Consider the following 20,121-nt stretch of genomic DNA (forward strand, 5'->3'; position numbering starts at 1 on the left):
GCGGTGTGACAAGGGGATGCTCGATACTTTAATAGTGGAGGGGCTTGCTACGCGGCAGCTCCTCTTATCCATTAAAGTAACGAATAAATATAGGTGTCATTCGACTACCTTTCCACACTAACGGGCGGAAAGTAGAAACCTATGTTAATATGGGTTTTGAGTATATTGGGGAAATTATGCAGTACGGTATCTTCCAGCACAAAAGGCATGATCTACGGAGGTGCAATATGTCAGTCGTTTTCCTGTCTATTGATTTGCAGAACGACTTCGCCACTGCAGGTGGCGCCCATTACAGCCGGCGCCCGTGCGTGGAATTCATCAGGGACACAGTATTCCCGTTTGTTCGCGAGCGAGGTTGCACGATTTTTGAGATTATCTCGGATTATCGTGCTAGCGAGCCTGGAAAGGATACTTCTGTATGTGTCCCGGGTATGTGGGGGTATGAATCTCTCATCCCCGACGACATCAAACACCCGTCTACATGGGTGAAGTCCGAACCGTCGCCGATGTGGATTCGTGAAGGAGCCGGCAAAGCGAATGATCTTCCGGGTATCCCGTATCCCTCGCCGAATGGTTTCAGCAAGTGGTTGTCCGAAACAATCGGACCACCGGGCTCCGGGCAAGACATTGTCTTGATCGGACTGGTGCTCGAAATCTGCGTTCTGAGCACTCTCCAGGAACTGCATCATCGCGGCTATCGTGCCAAGGTCCTGTTTGAAGGCGTGGACACTTATTCGGGTAATTTGGAACAGAAGAAGGTGCTTTTCGAGACGCTCTTTCCTTTCTGGGGTACGCCTATTTATTGGGACGAGCTGGAGATAGTCAGAGATATACGTCATAACGAAGAATTTTGAACGTATTTAACGGATAAAAAGGGCTGCCTCTTGGGCAGCCCTTCGTCAAGCTGAACGGGTAGGATCGTGCAATAATATGTAATAGCTGATAACAGCTTTTCCTTATTTCGATTGCAGGAATTCGAACACGGCGCTGAGGAATTCGGCTTGATACTCGACATTGGACAGGTGAACTGCGGGCAGCATGACGAGTTTTGCATTTGGCACCGTCTGAGCGATCAATTCGCTGTGGCTGGGAAGCGTCACTGTATCATACTGGCCGGCAATGACTAGTGTCGGGCTGCTGATAAGGGCGACCGTCCGGCGCATATCCATGTCACGGATCGCAGCCCAGCTTCCTGCAATTCCCTGCGCACGAGTAGCGAGCACCATCTTGCGAAACGACGTGACGAGCGGGTTCTGCGGCTCCAGCATATGCGAAGGGAACCAGTTCTTCATGAACATATCGGCGAATTCGGTCCGTTTCTCTGGTTGCTGCACAGAGGCGATCAGGCTCTCCCAATGCCCGGCCGGTCCCAGGTAGGAGGAGGTATTGCTCAGAATCAGCCGGTCGACCCGCTCGGGAGCGTAGATGCCGAGCCATTGTCCGATGACACCCCCCAGCGACAGCCCGAGGAAATGCACACGGTCGATGTGAAGTGCGTCGAGCAGTTCGATTACATCCCGTCCCAGTCTGTCGAATGAATACGGACCGGCGGGCGTATCCGATTCGCCATGCCCCCGATAGTCGTAGCGAAGCACGCGGAAATGCCGAGAAAAATCAGCTATCTGGCCATCCCACATGCTCATCGAGGTGGCGATGGAGTTTGCAAGCATCAATACCGGTTTACCGGCTGATCCGTTGATTTGATAAGCAATCCGAACTCCGTCACCGGTTGTGAAAAAGTTTAACCCTTCAGCCGCTCTGGTTTCGTTTGATGTCATTGTCATCGTTTTCATTCTCCCTCACTGGTTGTTAGTGACATTTTATTGGAATTGCCCTACAATTTAAATGAGATTATTAAGGAGTTTATGGCCTGAAAACTTAATTCTATCGTTGTTTTCCGATCCTGACTTATAAAAATGAGGTGTTCTGATCATGGATCACATTGATTATAAAATATTGTCAACACTTCATGATAATGCCAGAATTACGATTTCCGAGATGAGTCGAATAATCGCGATGTCGCAGCCTGCTGTAACGGAACGGCTTCGGAAGCTGGAGGATCAGGGCATCATCACGGGCTATCGGGCAGAGCTTTCCCCGTCTAAGCTTGGCAAGTATACAACCGCGTTTGTACTGTTTAAATCGAATAAATGCAAGGAGTTTGAAGCTTTCGGCGAAACTGCCCCCGAGATAGTCGATTTTTACAGAACCAGCGGAGAGTATAATTATTTATTGAAGGTTGTAACCGAAACAAGCGAAACCTTGGAAACCTTCCTTGAAACGTGCAACACATTCGGATTTTCGTCGACCCTCGTTGTTCTCTCCACGCGATTCGAGGATAAAAGCATTGTCGCAAGCCATGATAGACTTATTTAAAGCAAACTGGGCAAGGACGTCAGACAGTCGTTATCTTAAAGATTAAAGAAAGCAGCGAACTATTATTCTAACAAACAGAGGGGCTGCCGTATGGCAGCCCTTTGAGATGTTAATCGGCAGTTGTGGGAGGGGGTTTGCAGTCTGAAGAAATATAGCAAATACAAGGAGGAAAATAAAATTGAAAAATCGGCAATCAAAGTATAATCTCGTTTCCTTCTTTTTAAGTTTATTTTGTTCCCTGACAACAGCATATTCTGTATATTCGAATGTTCACGACATTTGGTTGATTGCCCCGCCTAATTATATGATTTTATTACTGTCCATTCTCGCTTTGATCTTAGCTATTATAGGTTTTAAAGATAAATCCAGTTGGTTTGCAAGAATGAGAAGTTGGTTAACTGTGCTTCTTTCAGTCGTATTATCCTTCGTTCTATTAATTGCCCTATCATTCACAACCATGTTTTCAGGAGCAAAAGTATTTTTGAAGACGGCACACTCCCCAGACAACCACTATACGATCGATTTTTACTATACCGATGCAGGGGCCATGGGGACGTTCGGAATAATGGGTGAATTAAATGGACCTCTCTGGTTTAAGAAAAAGATTTATAGTGAACGAAGAGTGGATCAAGCTGATATTGAATGGGCAAATAACCATATCATTTTGATTAACCATCATGAATTGGATTTAAAGGAAGGCGGAACTTTATTTATATTTGACGGATTGTAATATGAAGTGCGAAGCAAGAAAAACAAAGAGGCCATGTATGGATTCGTGTAAAGTGGAAGTCGCCACAACACCCCCGTCTTTTCACCGGATTCAGGAGGAGCAAATGGAAAATAGCATAGCAAACGATTATTGAGAATTGTGCTGTTCCGGGGAAAAGGGTATACGTTGGTTGTGAACATCAGCGTACTGGGAAGGGAATGAATGCGATGAGCGAGTCGAAGGATACACTGCAGGATCAGGAAGAACAGGTGATTGAATCCGGCGTGCACAATTTCAGCAAAGAGGAAGAATGGATCAAGCCGGAGGATCCGCTGCTGAATGAACGCCTGGAATGGTTCAAGGATCAGAAGCTCGGCCTCATGATGCATTGGGGGCCGTATTCGCAGCTTGGACTGGTAGAATCCTGGGCGTTAAGTGATGATGACGGGGATTGGTCCCGCAATGACATCGACTGGCTCGATGACATGGAGGAGTTCAAGCGCCAATACTTCGATCTGAACAAAACCTTCAACCCGATTCGGTTTGAACCGGAGAAATGGGCAGAGCTTGCCGCCGACAATGGCTTCAAATATTTTCTGTTTACCACCAAGCACCATGACGGGTTCTGCATGTGGGATACGCATACGACCGATTATCGCATTACGGGACCGGACACACCGTTTCATACCCATCAATATGCGGATATTTGCCGGGAGCTATTTGACGCTTTCCGCGCCAAGGGATTGGGAATCTCGGCTTATTTCTCGAAGGCGGACTGGCATACGCCCTATTACTGGGCGCCCGGTATGGAGCGCGGGCGGCATATGTGGCGCGGCCCTTCCTATAATCCGGAACAATATCCCTGGATGTGGGAGAAGTTCGTGGAATTCACGCATGAGCAGATTATGGAGCTGTTGACCAAATACGGCCGGATTGAATGCTTGTGGCTGGATGCGGGCTGGGTGCGGGCGGGCCGAAGAGGCCAGGATATCCGGCTGGGTGAGGTCGTTGAGAAGGCCCGGAAGACACAGCCCTGGCTTTTGGCCGCGGACCGAACGGTCGGAGGTCCCTATGAGAATATTGTAACCCCGGAGCAGACGATCCCGGATCGGCCGATGAATATCCCGTGGGAGAGCTGTATTACGGTCGGGAATTCCTTTGCCTTCGGATTCGATGACCATTATAAGACGGCAAGACAACTGGCTCACATCCTCCTGGAGGTGGTGGCCAAGGGCGGGAACCTGGCGCTGAACGTCGGGCCGCAGCCGGACGGTCGCCTTCCGGGAGGCGCGGTTCGGAGCATCAAGGATCTTGGCGAATGGCTCAACGTATATGGTGAAGGAATCTACGGAACAAGGATTTGCGGCCCTTATTTCACGGGAGCATGGGCATTCACCTGCAAGGCAGACACGACCTACGCTTTCCGCCTGTACAAGAATGAGAATGAGCCTGTGCATCAGCAGACGGTCATTCCTTACACAGGAAGTGTAGAACGGATTGAGTTCATCGGAACGGCCGGGCGTCTGGAGTTCAATCGCACGGACGAAGGGCTGGTGGTTGAACTTCCGCAAGCAGCCGTCACGGAGCAAGCGCCGATTACCCATGTATTTCGATTGATTGCAAACGAATAAGCAGGTTCAGGAATTCCGGGGGAGCAGTACCCCCGGTTTTTTTATTGTGCAAGGGGTTGCGGGCGGAACGCAAGCGATTCAGGCAGGCTATCAGGCTCAAAACAACGGTTTTTCCTTGTCGGACAAGGGTTTATGGAATATGGAGAGGTATGAGAAAATTGCAAATTGCTTAAAGAACGCCTCTCAAGGTACTATCAATTCATACCACTTAAGAAAGCGTTTCCTGACATGTATCTTTACATAATAAATCTTTACAAGAGAGTTTCGGAAACAAAAAAAGATAAATAATGAAGGTTTATGTAAAGTATTATGACACAATACGCGTAAGGGGTGACATGGATGAGTCAAGTTACAGAAAGCATACCCGCACAGATGAAGCTCCAGAAAGGAATCAATCCGCCCAAACGCAAAAAAGGGCATCCTTTCATTAAAAGCATCAAAAAACATTGGGAGCTCTATTTATTGGTGCTGCCTCCGGTAGTGTATCTATTAATCTTTAAGTACATTCCCATGGTGGGTGTGCAAATCGCCTTCAAAGACTTTAGTGTGGTTAAAGGCATTTGGGGGAGCCCGTGGGTCGGCTTCAAGCACTTTGAAGCCTTCTTCAATTCTCCTAACTTCTGGCTGCTTATCAAAAACACAATTGGAATCAGCTTCTATTCCTTGCTGGCCGGTTTTCCGGTTCCGATCCTGCTCGCTCTAGCTTTGAACGAAATTCGCACGGGTTATTTCAAAAAGACGGTGCAGATGGTAACGTACGCCCCGCATTTTATCTCAACGGTCGTTATGGTATCCATTATTATTCTGATGCTGTCTCCTCACGTAGGGATAGTAGACAGGCTGTTCTCCTTTTTTGGATTCTCGATGACCAACTTTATGGGCATTCCGGAATATTTCAAATCCATCTATGTATGGTCGGGTGTGTGGCAGGGGATGGGCTATTCATCCATTATTTATATCGCGGCACTGGCAGGGGTGGACCCTGCCCTATATGAAGCCGCCCGGATGGACGGGGCTTCCCGGCTCAAGAAGATCTGGCATATCGATATTCCGAGCCTTATCCCGGTGACCGTCATTATGCTCATTTTGAGCCTTGGCAGCATTATGGGAGTCGGCTTCGAGAAGATTTATTTGATGCAAAATCCGTTGAATACGAGTGCTTCTGAGGTTATTTCGACTTATGTGTACAAAGTGGGTCTGATCGGGGCGAACTTCAGCTTTTCCTCGGCTGTAGGGTTGTTTAACTCCATCATTAACCTGATTCTGCTTATCCTTGTCAATGCCATTTCCCGAAGAGTCTCTAAGAACAGCCTGTGGTAAAGGAGGGGGATATTTATGTTTAAACGAAATCAGATCAAGGATCCGCTTGGCGACCGCATCTTCATGGGTTTCAACTATGTATTTCTGATTATTGTGCTATTGGTCGTCTTTTACCCGCTGCTCTATATTGTCAGCTCCTCCTTCAGTTCCTCCCGGGCGGTCACGTCGGGGCAGGTCTGGCTGTTTCCGGTCGATTTAAACTTCAAGGCGTATGTTTCTATTTTTAATAGCTCGCAGCTGATGCTGGGTTTCTACAATACGATCATCTATACCGTCGTAGGGACTTTGATCAATGTGGCGCTGACCGTTATGCTGGCGTATCCCTTGGCCCGCAAGACGTTTTATGGCCGGAGCGCTATTATGATCCTTATGATGATCACGATGTTCTTCGACGGAGGTCTCATTCCGACCTACCTGCTCATGAAGGATATTCATTTGCTGGATACGCGATGGGCGATGTGGCTGCCTGGAGCACTGGCTGTATTCCAGGTTATCGTAGCGAGAACGTTCTTCCAGTCTTCGATTCCGGAGGAGCTGGGGGAGGCGGCGGAAGTGGATGGCTGCCGGGATACCCGGTTTTTGGTCAGCGTCGTTCTTCCGTTATCGAAGCCGATCCTGGCCGTCATGACCCTGATGTATGCGGTCGGCCACTGGAATGCTTACTTCGATGCGCTGATTTATCTGCGGTCCGAGAACTTGTTCCCGCTGCAATATGTGCTGCGCAATCTGCTGATCCTGAACGCCGCCGATCCGGCGATGTTGGCCAATACGAGCCAGCAAATCCGCGATCAGGGGTTCGAGCAGGTGCTCAAATATGCATTGATCGTTGTAGCCAGTATCCCTGTTCTCATCATGTACCCGTTCGTTCAAAGGCATTTTGTCAAAGGGGTTATGGTGGGCTCCTTGAAAGGATAGAACATCCGTGGTATCCACCACGATTCACAAAAGCGGTTTGAAGGGAGGTGCGGGGAGCGCCGTGGATTTCGGGTCAGGGATTAATAGCGTACATTAACATGAGTGTATGCCTCGTTACAAGGTGAAACGGCTTCAGCCGTCCTTTGGCGGCGAGGCGCGTTTCATTTCGGCAAAGTATGGCGGAAATTTATACTTTCTTCTATTTTACAAAAGGAGGAGTCAGGTTTGAGAAAATCTTGGATTTCGATGCTGCTGGTAATCATGGCTGCGGTTTCGGTGCTCTCTGCTTGCAGTAAATCAGAGGAGAAAAATACAGAAAGCAGCAGCGGAAGCGGGGAAAGCGCCGGCCCCGTAACGATGACCTTCTTTGCTCCGCAGGGCAAGGCCCCTATGGAAGACAATGACTTCACGAAATTTATTGAAGAGAAGTTTGACGTTAAGCTGAAATGGGATCTGGCTCCAACAGACGCTCTGCAGGATCGCAGGCAATTGCTGCTCGCGAGCGGTGACTATCCCGAAGTGTTCCTTCACGGCAAGTTCACAACCTCGGACCTCCAGACTTACGGGAAACAGGGAGTTTTCCTCCCGCTGAACGATTTGATTGCCAAGTATGGACCGAACCTTACGAAGATAATGGAAGAGAAGCCGTATTTCAAAGAGGCAATCACCGCACCGGACGGCAACATCTATGCGCTGCCTATATTCAATGAATGCTACCACTGTACGTATGCGCAGAAATACTGGATCAACACAGAGTGGCTCGACAAGGTGGGCCTTGCAATGCCGACGACGACGGATGAGCTGTACACGGTGCTTAAGGCGTTCAAGGAAAAGGATCCGAACGGCAACGGCAAGGCGGATGAAATCCCGCTCACCGGCGCACCGAACAAATATGTATGGAACGGGAGTATCGATGCTTATTTGATGAATAGCTTCATCTATAATGACAACGATAAGTATTTGATCGTCAAGGACGGGAAAGTGGAGTTTGCAGCCAACCAGGAGGGTTGGAAGAAGGGGCTGGAATACATGAACAAGCTGTATGCGGCAGGTCTGGTTGATCCCGCTTCATTCACGCAGAACGATCAGGCGGTCTCGCAGCTGGGCAGGAAGGAAGGCGATGAAATCGTCGGTTCCATTACAACGGCGCTCGTCAGCTATTTGGTCGATACGTACGACAAGAAGCTTACCCGCCATCAGCACTGGGACATTGTGCCTCCGCTGAAAGGGCCGGACGGCGTGCAAACGACCGGCGTCACGCAAAGCGTAGGGGAATTCGAATTTGCGATTACCAACAAAGCTTCGGAAGAACAGCAGATAGCCGCAATTAAAATTGTCGATTACATGTTCAGCGAAGAAGGCGCCCTGTATGCGGAATACGGGCCAACAGACGGGAAAGGCTGGAAATTAGCCAGTGCGGATGAGAAGAACATCAACGGCGAACCAGCCAAATACACGTACTATAATCTTCCGGAACGCGATCCGAACATCATTGTCAACGAGAGCTGGTCGCAAATCGGAGCGCATGACTTGTCCAATACGTTCCGCAACCTGTTTGCAGAAGGACAGGAGCCTTTATCGGCGGAAGGCTACGGCACGCGTCTGGCGCAAGCAACCAATGTCTACAAGCCGTTTGCTCCGCAAGAGACGTATCCTTCGAATGTATTTATTCGCCCGGAGGATACCGAATCGGCAGCGCAGCTGACCACGGCAGTGAAGGATTACGTGCAAACCAACATGGCTCAGTTCATTATCGGCAGCAAGAGCATCGAGAAGGATTGGGATGCGTATGTAAAAGGCTTCGACGGATTGGGCCTTGGCAATTATCTTGATATCTATCAGCGTGCGATAGAGAAAACCCAGTAGTAACACAACGTTTGTTCACAAGGGCTGCTCTGCCTGTCAGACATGACGCGGAGCAGTCTTCTCCTTTGACAACCCCACTTCATCCTATATAATAAAATGGATCAAAATTAGCGGCCTGGTCAGAGGGTTGTCGTCTTACGAATAAACAGTGGTGGGGGGCACTTCGGAGATGAACAACAATTGGTTTAGACGTTTGCTGCTATCTTATCTGCCTGTCTTTTTTATTGTGACAACGATTTTGTTTATTATCTTTTTCCAGGTATTCAATGAACAGAACCGGAAAGAAGCGCTGAAGGCGAATGAGTTCCTGGCATCGCAGGTCATGCAATATTTGGATAATTCATTGCGCTCCATTGATTTTAAAGTGCTGCGTGAAATCTTGACGAATCCCAGCCTGAAGAACTATTTTGCGGTATCCGGCAGCCATGACGTGTATGCCGGCATTCAGGCTGTTCAGGTGATTGATGATTTAAAAATAGATTTTCCATTAATTGATTCGATTTATTTGGTGCGCTATACGGATGACACGGTATTCAGCAACGGCAAGGGGGTCCCGATCGGGGAGTTTCCGGATGCGGCGTTCATCGGGGAGAGCCGTGCCGCGAACAGCCAGAAGTGGGCGGGGTCCAGAGAATTCAAAGCCTTCGATGAGGCAGCGCAGCCGGCCAAGCATGTCATTACGCTGGTCCGCAGTGTGGGGAGCGGCCAAGGTCTTATGGTGGTTAATGTCGACTTGCAGACGCTGCGCAAATCCATTATGCAGATGTACGATCCGGAATTTACATTCGTAAATGTATTCAACCGGTCCGGCGACAGTTTATGGGAGAATAATAGGACGGGCCGTGATAATACAAGCCTTGCTTCAGGCGAAGTGTTCTCCGAATTCACATCAGGCTACAGCGGCTGGAAAGTAGAGACGGGTCTTAATAATGGCAAGATCATTAAATTTGCGCTGAAGTTTTATGATATTTGGTTTGCTTTTGCGGTGGCAGTCGTGTTCATCGGAGTGTTATGGGTGATCTATGTGACCCGCAGAAACTATAAGCCGATAGAGCAGATTGTGACGCTGATCCAGACCGTCTCCTCCCAGACACAGCTGGGTCCTGTGAAGGAAAATGAGTTTCGTTTTATCCAAAACACGCTGGAGCGTATGATTGATCAAACGAGACAATATAAGGAGGAATATGAAGAGAATCTGCTTTTGCAAAAAAAATATTTCTTCCAGGAGCTGCTGGAAGGCGCGCGGGAATTCGCCGACAGCGATTTGCAGTCGGAAATGAGGAAGTTCAACCTCCCGGAGCTTGCGGACAGGTGGACGGTGGCGGTGGTGGAAATTGACCGCTACCCGCAATTTGCAGCAGACTACCATGAGCAGGACCAATCTCTGCTCAAGTTCGTACTAATCAGCATTCTGCAGGAAAACACGCGGCAGGAGGGGAATGAGGTATGGGCGGAATGGATTTCAGACCGCCGGCTGTATGCGATCCTGTGGCTTCCTGAAACGATGCAGCCGGAAGAGGTTGAACATAAGGTGCTTTCCGGGTATCTTGATAAGGTAGAGCAGTATCTCAATTTTACCGTCACGATTGGAATGGGTCAGACTGCGACTGACCTGCGCGGTCTCAGGTCCTCCTTGAAGGGAGCAGTTCGCGCCCTTGATTACAAAGCGGTTCTGGGGGTGGGCCAAATCATCCGGTTCGCGGATGTGCCGGATTCCAAAAATGATGTTTACGAGCTCTTGAAGACGATCTCTCTCCTGGTACAGGCTATGCGGGTATCCGACGAAATCTGGGAGAAGCATTTTGACCGGTTGTTTGAACAAATCACGGCATCCGTGTTGTCCCGTCAGGAAATGATCAATACGGTTCAATTGTTGTTCCAGCAATATAAACGCGAGTTCGCGGAGCTGCCCCGCGAATATTTGGAGTTATGGACCGCGCTGCTCGGCCGCCTGCTTAACCAGCTGGACGATTGGGAAACGGCGGATGATCTCCGGCTGCTTTGCTGGGAAACGTTCCGGGAGCTGGCCCAGCAGATGCAGAAGCTGCGCTATGCCAAGAAACATCGGACGCATATTTTGCGAATCCGCAAATATGTCGAGGAAAATTATCATAATCCCGAGCTTTCACTGAACTACTTGAGCAATCTGTTTGATATCAATCCGAAATATTTGAGCAAGCTGTTCAAGGACGAGATCGGAGAGAAGTTCGTGGACCTGCTGATCACCCACCGCATAGAGAAGGCCAAGCAATTGATGATGGAGACGGATAAGCCGATTCAGGAGATCAGCGAGGAAGTAGGCTACACGAATTACAACTCCTTCAATCGGGCGTTTAAGAATGTGGTCGGCATCGCTCCGAGTGATTACAGAAAGGCCATATAAAAGTCAAACCGATGGGGAGAGTCTGCAAGAGGATTACAAAAACGCTTCGATTCCCGCTCAGGCAAGGGATTAGCAGTAGGAAAGCGGCGTCATAGGGAACCATTTGAGAAAGGGAGGAACGGATGATGAGTCAGAAGTTTATTGTGGGATATGCGGGCGACCGGGCGCTTCCTGACATCACGGCAGATGCAGCCGGGAAGCTGACCCATCTGAATGTCGCGTTCGGGCATGTGGAGCAGGATGAAATTCGCATTGGCCATCTGAAGCAACTTGACAGTCTGGACCGGTTGAAGGGCGATCATCCAAAACTGCAGATTCTATTATCTGTCGGAGGCTGGAGCGCGGGCGGCTTCTCCGAAGCGGCCTCCACGCAGGAAGGCAGGGAGCGGATGGCCCGGTCGGCAGTTGAGGTGCTGGAGCGAGGTTCTTTTGACGGAATCGACCTCGATTGGGAGTATCCGTGTTATGCCGTGGCCGGGATCGCGGCGTCCCCGAATGACAAAGTAAACTTTACGCTGCTATTGAAGGAAATCAGAGCGGCGCTCGACCGCAAAGCGGCTGAGGATGGTCGGCATTACTTGCTGACGATTGCTGCGGGAGCGGATCAGTATTACCTCGACGGCACGCAGATGGATCAAGTCCAGCAATATCTGGATTACGTGCAGCTCATGACCTATGATATGCGCGGCGGTTTCCAGACCTTGACGGGCCATCATACGAATCTGTATGCATCGACAGGGGATTTATTCCGGATCAGCGCGGATGCCTCCGTCCGCATGTTCGAGAAGGCGGGCGTCCCCCGCGATAAATTGGTGATTGGAGCCGCGTTCTATTCCCGGATGTGGAAGGACGTTCCGAACCATAACTGCGGTCTGCATCAGATGACTGGCGGGCCGGGAGGATATGGTCCCGATTATACGAATCTGGCAGCGGAATATAGGAATAAGAACGGGTACACGCGCTATTGGGATCATGAGGCGAAAGCGCCGTACCTGTTTGACGGGAGTTCGTTTATCACGTATGAGGATGAGGAATCCATTCATCACAAATGCAGCTATGTCAACAATGAGGGGCTAGCCGGCATCATGTTCTGGGAATACGGATGCGACACGACGTTGACACTCCTGAATGCTATAAGCAAGGAATTCACGCGTGGCAACCAATCATGATCAACCCGCGTCGTTGCCGCCTGGCCGTGAGTAGTTCATACGAAAATATAACCTGGGAGCTGAGAAAATGAAAGTAGGCCTTAGCACGTATAGTTTGTTAAATGATTTGAAATCCGGCGAAATGACCGTTCTGGACGTTATCGACTGGATTGCCGGGAATGGCGGCGAGCATATGGAAATGGTTCCCTACGGGTACACGGTGGAGGATAATCCTGAACTGGCTGACGCCATTCGCGAGCGGGCAAAGTCTGCAGGCATTGAACTGTCCAACTACTCTCTGCCCGCGAATTTTGTTCAAGAGACAGAGGACGCTTTCGAAGCGGAAATGGCCCGGGTCAAACGGCATGTAGATGTCGTGCACCGAATGGGCATGACCCATATGCGCCATGACGTAACGGCATTTACGCTGCCGCAGGAGAAAATGACGATAGCCTGGTTCGAGGACAGCCTGCCCCTGATCGTCAAGGGCAGCCGGATCATTGCCGATTATGCCGCACAGTTCGGCATTACGACCACGATCGAAAATCACGGCTTCAGTGTACAGGCGAGCGACCGTGTCCAACGGGTTCTGCATGCGGTTGATCGCCCCAACTTCAAGACAACGCTCGATATCGGTAATTTCATGTGCGTGGATGAGAACCCGGTTATCGGAGTGATGAAGAATCTGCCGTATGCGTCTCTGGTTCATTTCAAAGATTTCTATTTCCGCCCCTACGACGAGCATCCGGGCGAAGGGGAATGGTTCAGAACGGCGCATGGCAATTTCCTGCGCGGAGCAATCGTCGGGCACGGCGACATCCCGATCCGGAAAATTGTCAAGCTCGTCAAGGATTCCGGATACGACGGCAGCATTACAATAGAGTTCGAAGGCATGGAGGAATGCAAGGCAGCGTCCAAGATCGCGATGGACAACCTGCGGCGTTTTTGGGAGGAGGCATAGGGGAGTCTGAAAAGAAATTCCCCATGCTCAGGCAGCCAGCAAGCCCGGAATCTGAATCGGTTCCGGGCTTGCTGCACCAAAGACAACCGCTTTTATCGCCAATCTCCTCGCCCTTTACTTATTTAAAATAGAAATTTCTCCAAGCAGTTTCTTCAGGTTAATTGAATCCCACGGCATATGCTCCGTTATACCTAATCCAACTACATCTGTTTCTTCAGACCGTTCTTTAATCAGATTCATTAGTTGAGGCATTTGCATTGTTCCCGGAGGAGAAAGATCGTAAGGCGTTTCAGGGTAGTACGCACTTTATTGACAGGTATGAAAGGGGATTTGCAATTCCTTCTTAAACAGGTGACACTACGATAACAATTGATTGGTATTATACGTCCGGGAAGCGTCAAGCTCGTCCGTTTATTTAGCCTGCCTTGAATTGCGGTCAGACCGACAGCAAATTATGACTAAGCACTGAGGCGCCAATTATCGTTAAAGGAGGAGGGCGCTATCAACTCTTGGTTTTTGGGTCGAATTATCCGGGCAGGGGGGAAGCGGACAGAACGCGGACGGCTTTTTCGCAAAAATCTTGCGATCGTCCTGTTCATCTCCAGCCTGCCGATGGCGTTGATTGCCGTCAGCACGTACCTGATCAGCGCGAGACAAATCGAGCGGGAAGTCGATTATACGCACCAGCTGAGGCTGATCCAGACGGCGGAGCAGCTCAATGAGCAATTCTCTCAAGTGGAAATCATTGCGAACCAGTATGCGCAGCAGGATTTGTTTCAGAATCAGCTGAACGAGGATTCGTATAACGATAATTTTCGTCTGGCGCAAAATATGTTCGAGCTGCTTACGCGCCTCAACTCCGCCGACCGGATGATCAAGCGGGTTCAGCTGTACGTCAAACGGACCAACGCGTTGATCTCGCCTTATCAAGGCGCGATGACCATTACGGATCGGCAGGAGCAGGAGAAGTATGCCGCGCTGCTGCGGTCCGGCGACGGGTTCTTCTGGAAATTCGGCGTTACTTCGGACCGAGGGGCTCCGCTGTCTTCGATGACGCTCATTCATAAGCTGCCGGTGATCAGTGCGAATCCGTACGGCGCGTTCATTATCGACCTTGACCCCGAGGAAATGAACAGCCTTCTGCGCGTATTAAATCCCGAGAATTCGGGAGCGGCGTTTATCTTGAACGACAGCATGAATTGGGTCGCAAACGGCGCGTCGGAGGAGACGGAGATCAGTCCCCTTGCCGCCGCATTGCGGGAGGAGATTGCGAAGGGGAAAATAGGAGAAGCGTTCAAGTTCGACTGGGACGGTCAAAAGTATGCGGTAGGGCAGTATGAGATGTCCAAGGTCGGCTTGACATTCGTGACGGCGACGCCGCTTAGTCTGCTGAGCCGGCCAATCATCATTACGTCCCGGCTGATGCTTGCTGCCAGCTTCTTCGGACTGGTCATCGCATTCCTGTTATCCTGGGTCGCGACGAATCAGCTGTACCGGCCGATCAGCAGGATCGTCGGACTGTTTCGCGGCAGGCGGATCGGAGCGGGACCCAACGACAGCCGGGACGAGCTTGCATTTATCGAGAAGCAGTGGCGGCATCTGACGTACGAGAGCCGGGAGTTCCAGACGCGGTTCGAGAACAGCCTGCCGGCGCTCCGCAATGCATTCTTGATTCAGTTCGTGGATGGGCATTATTATTCCATGTCGGAGCAGGAAATCCGGGAGCGGATGGAATCGTACGGTTGGGATGTCGATGGCAGGAGCTTTTCGTTCTCCACCATCGAGCTGTTCGACCTGGCCGGCCGGGAGAGTGGATTTTCCGAGGGGGACAAGCAGTCGGTGACCTTCGCCGCGGCCAACATTGTGGAGGAGCTGGTGCGCAGCCGGGACGTGGAGGTGAGTGTCGTCAGCTTCCAGGGCATGCTGCTGGGCGTGTTTTTATCCTTCGCGTGCGACGGGGACAAGGAACGGACGAAGACGAAACTTATGCAGCTTTCCGAAGACATCATTCACTATCTGCACACAATGCTGAAGGTGAAAGTGACGATCGGCGCGGGGAAGCTGACCGATACGCCTGGCCAGTACCGCGGCGCGTTGGGACAATAAACGGATCACAACTAAAAACTGCGGGCTGGCTTGTGGGCAGCTTGCGGTTTTTTGTTTTATTGACCGTTCTCCCGCCGCGCCGGGAGCTGTCGGAAGCGGCTTGCCGCTCCATACCTGTTTTTCCGGCAATGGGACAAATATTCTGTTGGAATTGTAAAGGCGAAGAGGGGGTCAAAACCCGCATAACAGAGGGCTTCCCGGGCGTGAACGGCGGGGAAAATATGTCTCATTGCCGGAAACAGCGCCTCTGCTTACAATAAACCCGATGAAAGGAGGAGAGGTGCGATCAACGATTCAAATTCAATATCTAACGCAGCCGGGCAGGCTCAGCAAAGTCGGACGAGCCGGAAAATTGTCCTCAGCCGGATCGTTCGCGAACGGCAGCTGATTGTACTCGCTCTTCCGGGGCTGGCATTTATGATTCTGTTTAAATACGTGCCGCTGTGGGGCTTGATTATCGCCTTTATGGATTACTCGCCTTATTTGGGAATTCTGCACAGCGAGTGGGTGGGACTGGAGCATTTCCGGCGGTTTTTCGCGGACTCGGATTTTATCGTTCTGTTTCGGAACACGATGGGAATCAACCTGCTCAGTCTGATCTTCTTCTTCCCGCTGCCAATCGTCCTGTCGCTGCTGTTGAATGAAGTGCGGAACAACGTGTTCAAACGTATCGTGCAGTCAATTGTGTACCTTCCGCATTTTCTGTCATGGGTGATTATTGCCGGGCTGTGCTTCCTGCTGCTCGGTTCGGAGGGCGTGATCAACAGGCTGATCATGGCTTCAGGCATGCAGCCGGTCGACTTTCTGACCAATCCCAAGCTGTTCTGGGTCGTGCTTACGGCGCAATCGATATGGAAGGAAGCGGGATGGGGCACGATTATCTTCCTTGCGGCGATCGCGGGGATCGATCCGGGACTGTACGAGGCGGCGAAGATCGACGGCGCAGGCCGGCTGCGGCAGGCGTGGCATATTACGCTGCCGGCTATCCGCAATGTCATCGTCATCCTGTTCATCCTGCGGATAGGCCATATCATGGACGTCGGCTTCGAGCAGGTGTACCTGATGGCGAACGGAGCCGTCGCCGACGTGGCGGATGTATTCGATACGTATGTATACCGGCTGGGCATCCAGCAGAGCCAGTTCAGCTTCACATCGGCCGTCGGCATGTTCAAATCCGTGATCGGATTCATCTTGGTGATCGTCGCCAACAGCTTGTCCAAGCGTTTCGGGGAAGAGGGGGTGTACTAAGATGAGAGAGTTATGGGGAAGCAGGGCGTTCAACGCGGGCAATCTGATCGTGCTTGCCGTCCTTGCGGTGGTTACGATATTCCCGATCTATTACGTGTTCGTCATTTCCTTCGTCACTCCGGAGCAATATTACCGCGGCGGCCTTATCCTGTTTCCGGAGAGGTGGACGCTCGATTCCTACCGGTATCTGCTTTCGACCGGCGCTTTTGTCAGAGCGGCTGGAGTCAGCGCGTTTCTCGCGACTGCGGGGACGGCGTGCAGCCTGGTGGTGACCTCATCGTTTGCCTATGCGCTGTCCCGCAAGCGGATGCCGGGCAGAAAGGCGCTGCTGCTGCTCGTACTGCTGACCACGCTGCTCAATCCGGGCATCATTCCGCAATATTTGCTGGTCCGCGATCTTGGATTGGTGAACAGCCTGTGGTCGCTCATCATTCCTTCGCTCACCAGCGGTTGGTATATTTTCCTGATGAAAGGGTTCTTCGACAGCGTGCCGGCCAGTCTCGAAGAGGCGGCGAAAATCGACGGCAGCTCGGACATCGGCGTATGGGCGAGAATTATACTGCCGCTCTCGCTTCCGTCGATCGCCGCAGTGGGCCTGTTTTATGCGGTGGGCTACTGGAACACGTTTTTTAACGCGGTGCTGTATATCAACGACGCCGGCAAATACCCGCTGCAGGTGCTCCTCCAGAACATGCTGATCGACTCGTCTACGGCCATGGGAGGCGACGCGTCCGAGCTGAGCCTGCAGAAGCGGATGCCCCCGGAAATGCTGAAGATGGCCGCCGTCATTGTTGCGACCGTGCCGATCCTGTTCGTCTATCCGTTCCTGCAGAAGCATTTTACCAAAGGCGTCATGCTGGGCTCGGTAAAGGAATAGCCCGCAAGCCTTTTATTATAAATGAGATTCAATACTAAGGAGGATATTCATGAAATTGATGGGAAAGAAATGGCTGCTTCCGCTTCTGGCGCTTGTGCTTGCTGCGGCGGGCTGCGGCAAGGAAGCTGCGAATGACGCAGCTTCCAGCACCACCGCTTCAGGTGCTGCTGCTTCGGATGCTTCGCAAGAGATCACCGAAATATCCGTCATGTCGCCGTACTATCAGCCTGAGCCGTTTACCGACGATAACGTGATCAAGAAGGAATACGAGAAGCGTACGAACATGAAAATGGACGTAACCCTCATCTCCAGCAACAATTACGAGGAGAAGGCCAACGTCACGCTGGCATCCGGAGACATTCCGGATCTGATGGTGCTGACGGACCCCTTCACGCCGAACGTGCTTACCATGATGGAGCAGGGCGCCTTCTGGGATCTTACGCCTTACATCAAGGACTACCCGAATCTGTCGGCTTACCCGCCGGACGTATGGAACAATACGAAGGTCAAGGGCAAGAACTACATGATCCCGCGGGTGCGCGCGCTGGACGGCGACAGCTTCCCGATCATCCGTCAGGATTGGCTGGACAAGCTCGGGCTGCCGGTGCCGCAGACGCTGGACGATTTTTATAACGTGATGAAGGCTTTCACAGAGAAGGACCCGGACGGCGACGGACAGAAGGATACGTACGGGTTTACGGGAAGCGTGGACTCGGATTCGATGGGCAACTTTGTCATCTTCCAGAACCTGTTCAACAATTCCAACGGCAAATGGAAGCTGGACGGGGACAAGCTCGTCGATACCGATCTGCTGCAGGGCACCCGCGACATGCTGGTGTATCTGAGCAAGGCGTTCGCCGAAGGATTGATTCCGAAGGATTTTGCCATTATGAAGACGTCGCAGCACGAGGATCAATTGAAGTCGAACAAGGCGGGCAGCTTCAACAACACGCTCAACAATATCAACAACATCGGGGTCGATCTGGTCAAGGTGGCGCCTGATGCGCAATTGATGTCGCCGCTGTATATGATCAGCCCGAACGAAGCGAAAATGTCGATTCGGGGCACGGGGATGACCGGCGGACTGGTCATTCCGAAGAAGACCGTTTCCGAGGAGAAGCTGAAGAAGATACTGGCCATGCTGGACTACGGCTCTTCACCGGACGGGCTGATGCTGAAGAAGGGGCTGCTTGGCGTTCACATCAAGGAAGCCGAGTGCGGATACGAGGATTTGCCGCAGAAGAAGACCGACAACTTCGGCGACATCGGACAAATTTTCAACGGATACGACAAGTACGGCCGTGTGCCTGCGGCGGGATCGTTCGTCACCTGCAAGCAGTATGCGGATATGCAGAAGCTTATCGATGACCGCGAGCAGTACAGCATAGGCAGCCCTGCCGTCGGTTTGCAGAGCGAAACGTTTAATCAAGTGGGACCGGAGTTTATGAAGAAGATTCAGGACTTGAAAATCCAGGTCATCATGGGCAAGCAGCCGATCGAGGCATGGGACAAGCATGTGAACGAATTGAAGACGGATGCCAAGTACCAGCAGATCATCACGGAAATGAATGCGGCTTATAACGAACGCTTCGCCAAATAAAGGCGCCCGCCGCGCCGCCTGCCGCTTGAGGATGCAGGCGGCTTGCGGCGGACGCCGCTTCGTGGAGGACCAAGCGAATGAACATGACATTTCTGGGGACGGGCGCGGCCGAAGGCGCGCCGTCATACTTCTGCCGCTGCCAGTTGTGCAGCAGAATCAGAGAGGCGGGCGGCCCCAATATCCGCAGCCGTTCCTCGTTTCGCATCGATGCGCAGCATCAGATCGATTTTAGCCCGGATATTTTCTATCAGATGACCAAGCTCGGACTTGATGTGTTCGATTTGGAGCATCTGCTCGTCACGCATACCCATAAGGATCATTTTGACGTCGGGGAGATCATGTCCAAGCTGAACCGGATCGAGCATAACTATAAGCCGCTGCATATCTACTTGAGCGAGCCCGCGGCCGAGTGGAGCCGGAAATTGCTCGACGTGTACGGTCTGGACACGGCTCCCGGCAGGTCGGACTGGGGCGGCCGGTTTATCATTCACCCGCTTCGTTATTTCGAAAGCTATGAGGCCGGCAGGCTGAGGGTAACGACCGTGCCCGGCAATCATTACGCCATGGGCCGGAACGAAATGGCCATCAATTATCTCATTGCTCTGCCGGACGGCAGGAAGCTGCTGTATGCATCGGATACCGGCTGGTACACCGAGGAGACGTGGCGGTTTCTTGAGGGAAAATCGGTGGATTTGCTCATTATGGAGTGCACGTTCGGCAATCGCGAAGGATATCCGAAATATGCGGACTCCCATCTGGACATTCCCAATTATGTGCTGATGCTTGAGCGCATGAAGGAGATCGGACTAGTGAACGAGCGGACGCCTGTATGGGCGACGCATATTAATACGGCCCATCAATTGCTGCACGACGAGATGCAGGAGGAATTCGACCGCACTGTTCACCGTGTCGTCGTTGCGTATGACGGGCTGTCCATCGACGAAGAGGGCGCTTGATGTGCAATATGAATCTCAATAAAGG

The 20,121-nt window shown here is 51.5% G+C and carries 16 protein-coding genes and 1 pseudogene; 15 read left to right on the forward strand and 2 right to left on the reverse strand.

The annotated features are described in order from the left end of the window. Nucleotides 1–227: 227 nt before the first annotated feature. Nucleotides 228–854, forward strand: a complete 627-nt coding sequence (locus AC0YNV_RS02595; protein ID WP_475765575.1) for a cysteine hydrolase family protein — start codon at nt 228–230, stop codon at nt 852–854. A 102-nt stretch (nt 855–956) separates the two neighbouring features. Here the strand turns inward: AC0YNV_RS02595 and AC0YNV_RS02600 are convergent, their stop codons facing one another. After that, nucleotides 957–1,784: an alpha/beta fold hydrolase gene (locus AC0YNV_RS02600; protein WP_475765577.1), complete on the reverse strand. Its 828-nt coding sequence runs from the start codon at nt 1,782–1,784 to the stop codon at nt 957–959. A gap of 148 nt (nt 1,785–1,932) precedes the next feature. On the opposite strand from AC0YNV_RS02600, the gene AC0YNV_RS02605 reads away from it, so the two are divergent. From AC0YNV_RS02605 to AC0YNV_RS02645, 9 genes are all read left to right on the forward strand, one after another. After that, nucleotides 1,933–2,376, forward strand: coding sequence for an Lrp/AsnC family transcriptional regulator (locus AC0YNV_RS02605; protein WP_475765579.1), 444 nt, complete (start codon nt 1,933–1,935; stop codon nt 2,374–2,376). 178 nt (nt 2,377–2,554) lie between these two features. Further along, complete coding sequence (locus AC0YNV_RS02610; RefSeq protein ID WP_475765581.1) at nt 2,555–3,106, forward strand: DUF5412 family protein; 552 nt, start codon at nt 2,555–2,557, stop codon at nt 3,104–3,106. Between the two features lie 206 nt (nt 3,107–3,312). Continuing rightward, on the forward strand, nt 3,313–4,716 hold the full coding sequence (locus AC0YNV_RS02615) for an alpha-L-fucosidase (RefSeq protein WP_475765583.1): 1,404 nt from the start codon (nt 3,313–3,315) through the stop codon (nt 4,714–4,716). 339 nt (nt 4,717–5,055) lie between these two features. After that, entirely contained in the window at nt 5,056–6,036 is a 981-nt protein-coding gene (locus AC0YNV_RS02620; RefSeq protein WP_475765584.1) for an ABC transporter permease, read from the forward strand. 15 nt (nt 6,037–6,051) lie between these two features. Then, nucleotides 6,052–6,951 carry a carbohydrate ABC transporter permease gene (locus AC0YNV_RS02625; RefSeq protein WP_475765585.1) on the forward strand — a complete coding sequence of 300 codons (900 nt, stop codon included), beginning with the start codon at nt 6,052–6,054 and terminating at the stop codon, nt 6,949–6,951. A 225-nt stretch (nt 6,952–7,176) separates the two neighbouring features. Further along, the gene (locus AC0YNV_RS02630; RefSeq protein ID WP_475765587.1) at nt 7,177–8,817 is read left to right on the forward strand and encodes a type 2 periplasmic-binding domain-containing protein; all 1,641 of its coding nucleotides are present in this window, start codon (nt 7,177–7,179) and stop codon (nt 8,815–8,817) included. A gap of 169 nt (nt 8,818–8,986) precedes the next feature. Continuing rightward, on the forward strand, nt 8,987–11,200 hold the full coding sequence (locus tag AC0YNV_RS02635; protein ID WP_475765589.1) for a helix-turn-helix domain-containing protein: 2,214 nt from the start codon (nt 8,987–8,989) through the stop codon (nt 11,198–11,200). Nucleotides 11,201–11,322: 122 nt separating this feature from the next. Beyond that, nucleotides 11,323–12,369 (forward strand): glycoside hydrolase family 18 protein, encoded by a 1,047-nt coding sequence (locus tag AC0YNV_RS02640; RefSeq protein ID WP_475765591.1) that lies wholly within the window; start codon nt 11,323–11,325, stop codon nt 12,367–12,369. Between the two features lie 67 nt (nt 12,370–12,436). Then, nucleotides 12,437–13,309, forward strand: coding sequence for a sugar phosphate isomerase/epimerase family protein (locus AC0YNV_RS02645; protein WP_475765592.1), 873 nt, complete (start codon nt 12,437–12,439; stop codon nt 13,307–13,309). A gap of 114 nt (nt 13,310–13,423) precedes the next feature. On the opposite strand, the pseudogene AC0YNV_RS02650 reads toward AC0YNV_RS02645, so the two are convergent. Continuing rightward, nucleotides 13,424–13,603: pseudogene (locus tag AC0YNV_RS02650) on the reverse strand (arginase family protein); the annotation flags it as partial. A 222-nt stretch (nt 13,604–13,825) separates the two neighbouring features. On the opposite strand from AC0YNV_RS02650, the gene AC0YNV_RS02655 reads away from it, so the two are divergent. The 5 genes from AC0YNV_RS02655 (at nt 13,826) to AC0YNV_RS02675 (ending at nt 20,096) form a co-directional block, all read left to right on the forward strand. Further along, a complete protein-coding gene (locus AC0YNV_RS02655) occupies nt 13,826–15,415 on the forward strand; it encodes a cache domain-containing protein (protein WP_475765594.1) in 1,590 nt (529 codons plus the stop codon). Nucleotides 15,416–15,832: 417 nt separating this feature from the next. Next, nucleotides 15,833–16,663 carry an ABC transporter permease gene (locus tag AC0YNV_RS02660; protein ID WP_210039489.1) on the forward strand — a complete coding sequence of 277 codons (831 nt, stop codon included), beginning with the start codon at nt 15,833–15,835 and terminating at the stop codon, nt 16,661–16,663. A gap of 1 nt (nt 16,664) precedes the next feature. Then, complete coding sequence (locus AC0YNV_RS02665; protein ID WP_475765597.1) at nt 16,665–17,540, forward strand: carbohydrate ABC transporter permease; 876 nt, start codon at nt 16,665–16,667, stop codon at nt 17,538–17,540. 49 nt (nt 17,541–17,589) lie between these two features. Next, the gene (locus AC0YNV_RS02670; protein ID WP_475765599.1) at nt 17,590–19,140 is read left to right on the forward strand and encodes an extracellular solute-binding protein; all 1,551 of its coding nucleotides are present in this window, start codon (nt 17,590–17,592) and stop codon (nt 19,138–19,140) included. Nucleotides 19,141–19,217: 77 nt separating this feature from the next. Beyond that, a complete protein-coding gene (locus tag AC0YNV_RS02675) occupies nt 19,218–20,096 on the forward strand; it encodes an MBL fold metallo-hydrolase (protein ID WP_475765600.1) in 879 nt (292 codons plus the stop codon). The last annotated feature ends 25 nt before the right edge of the window (nt 20,097–20,121 follow it).

The sequence above is a fragment of the Paenibacillus sp. JT31N11 genome, assembly GCF_056269285.1.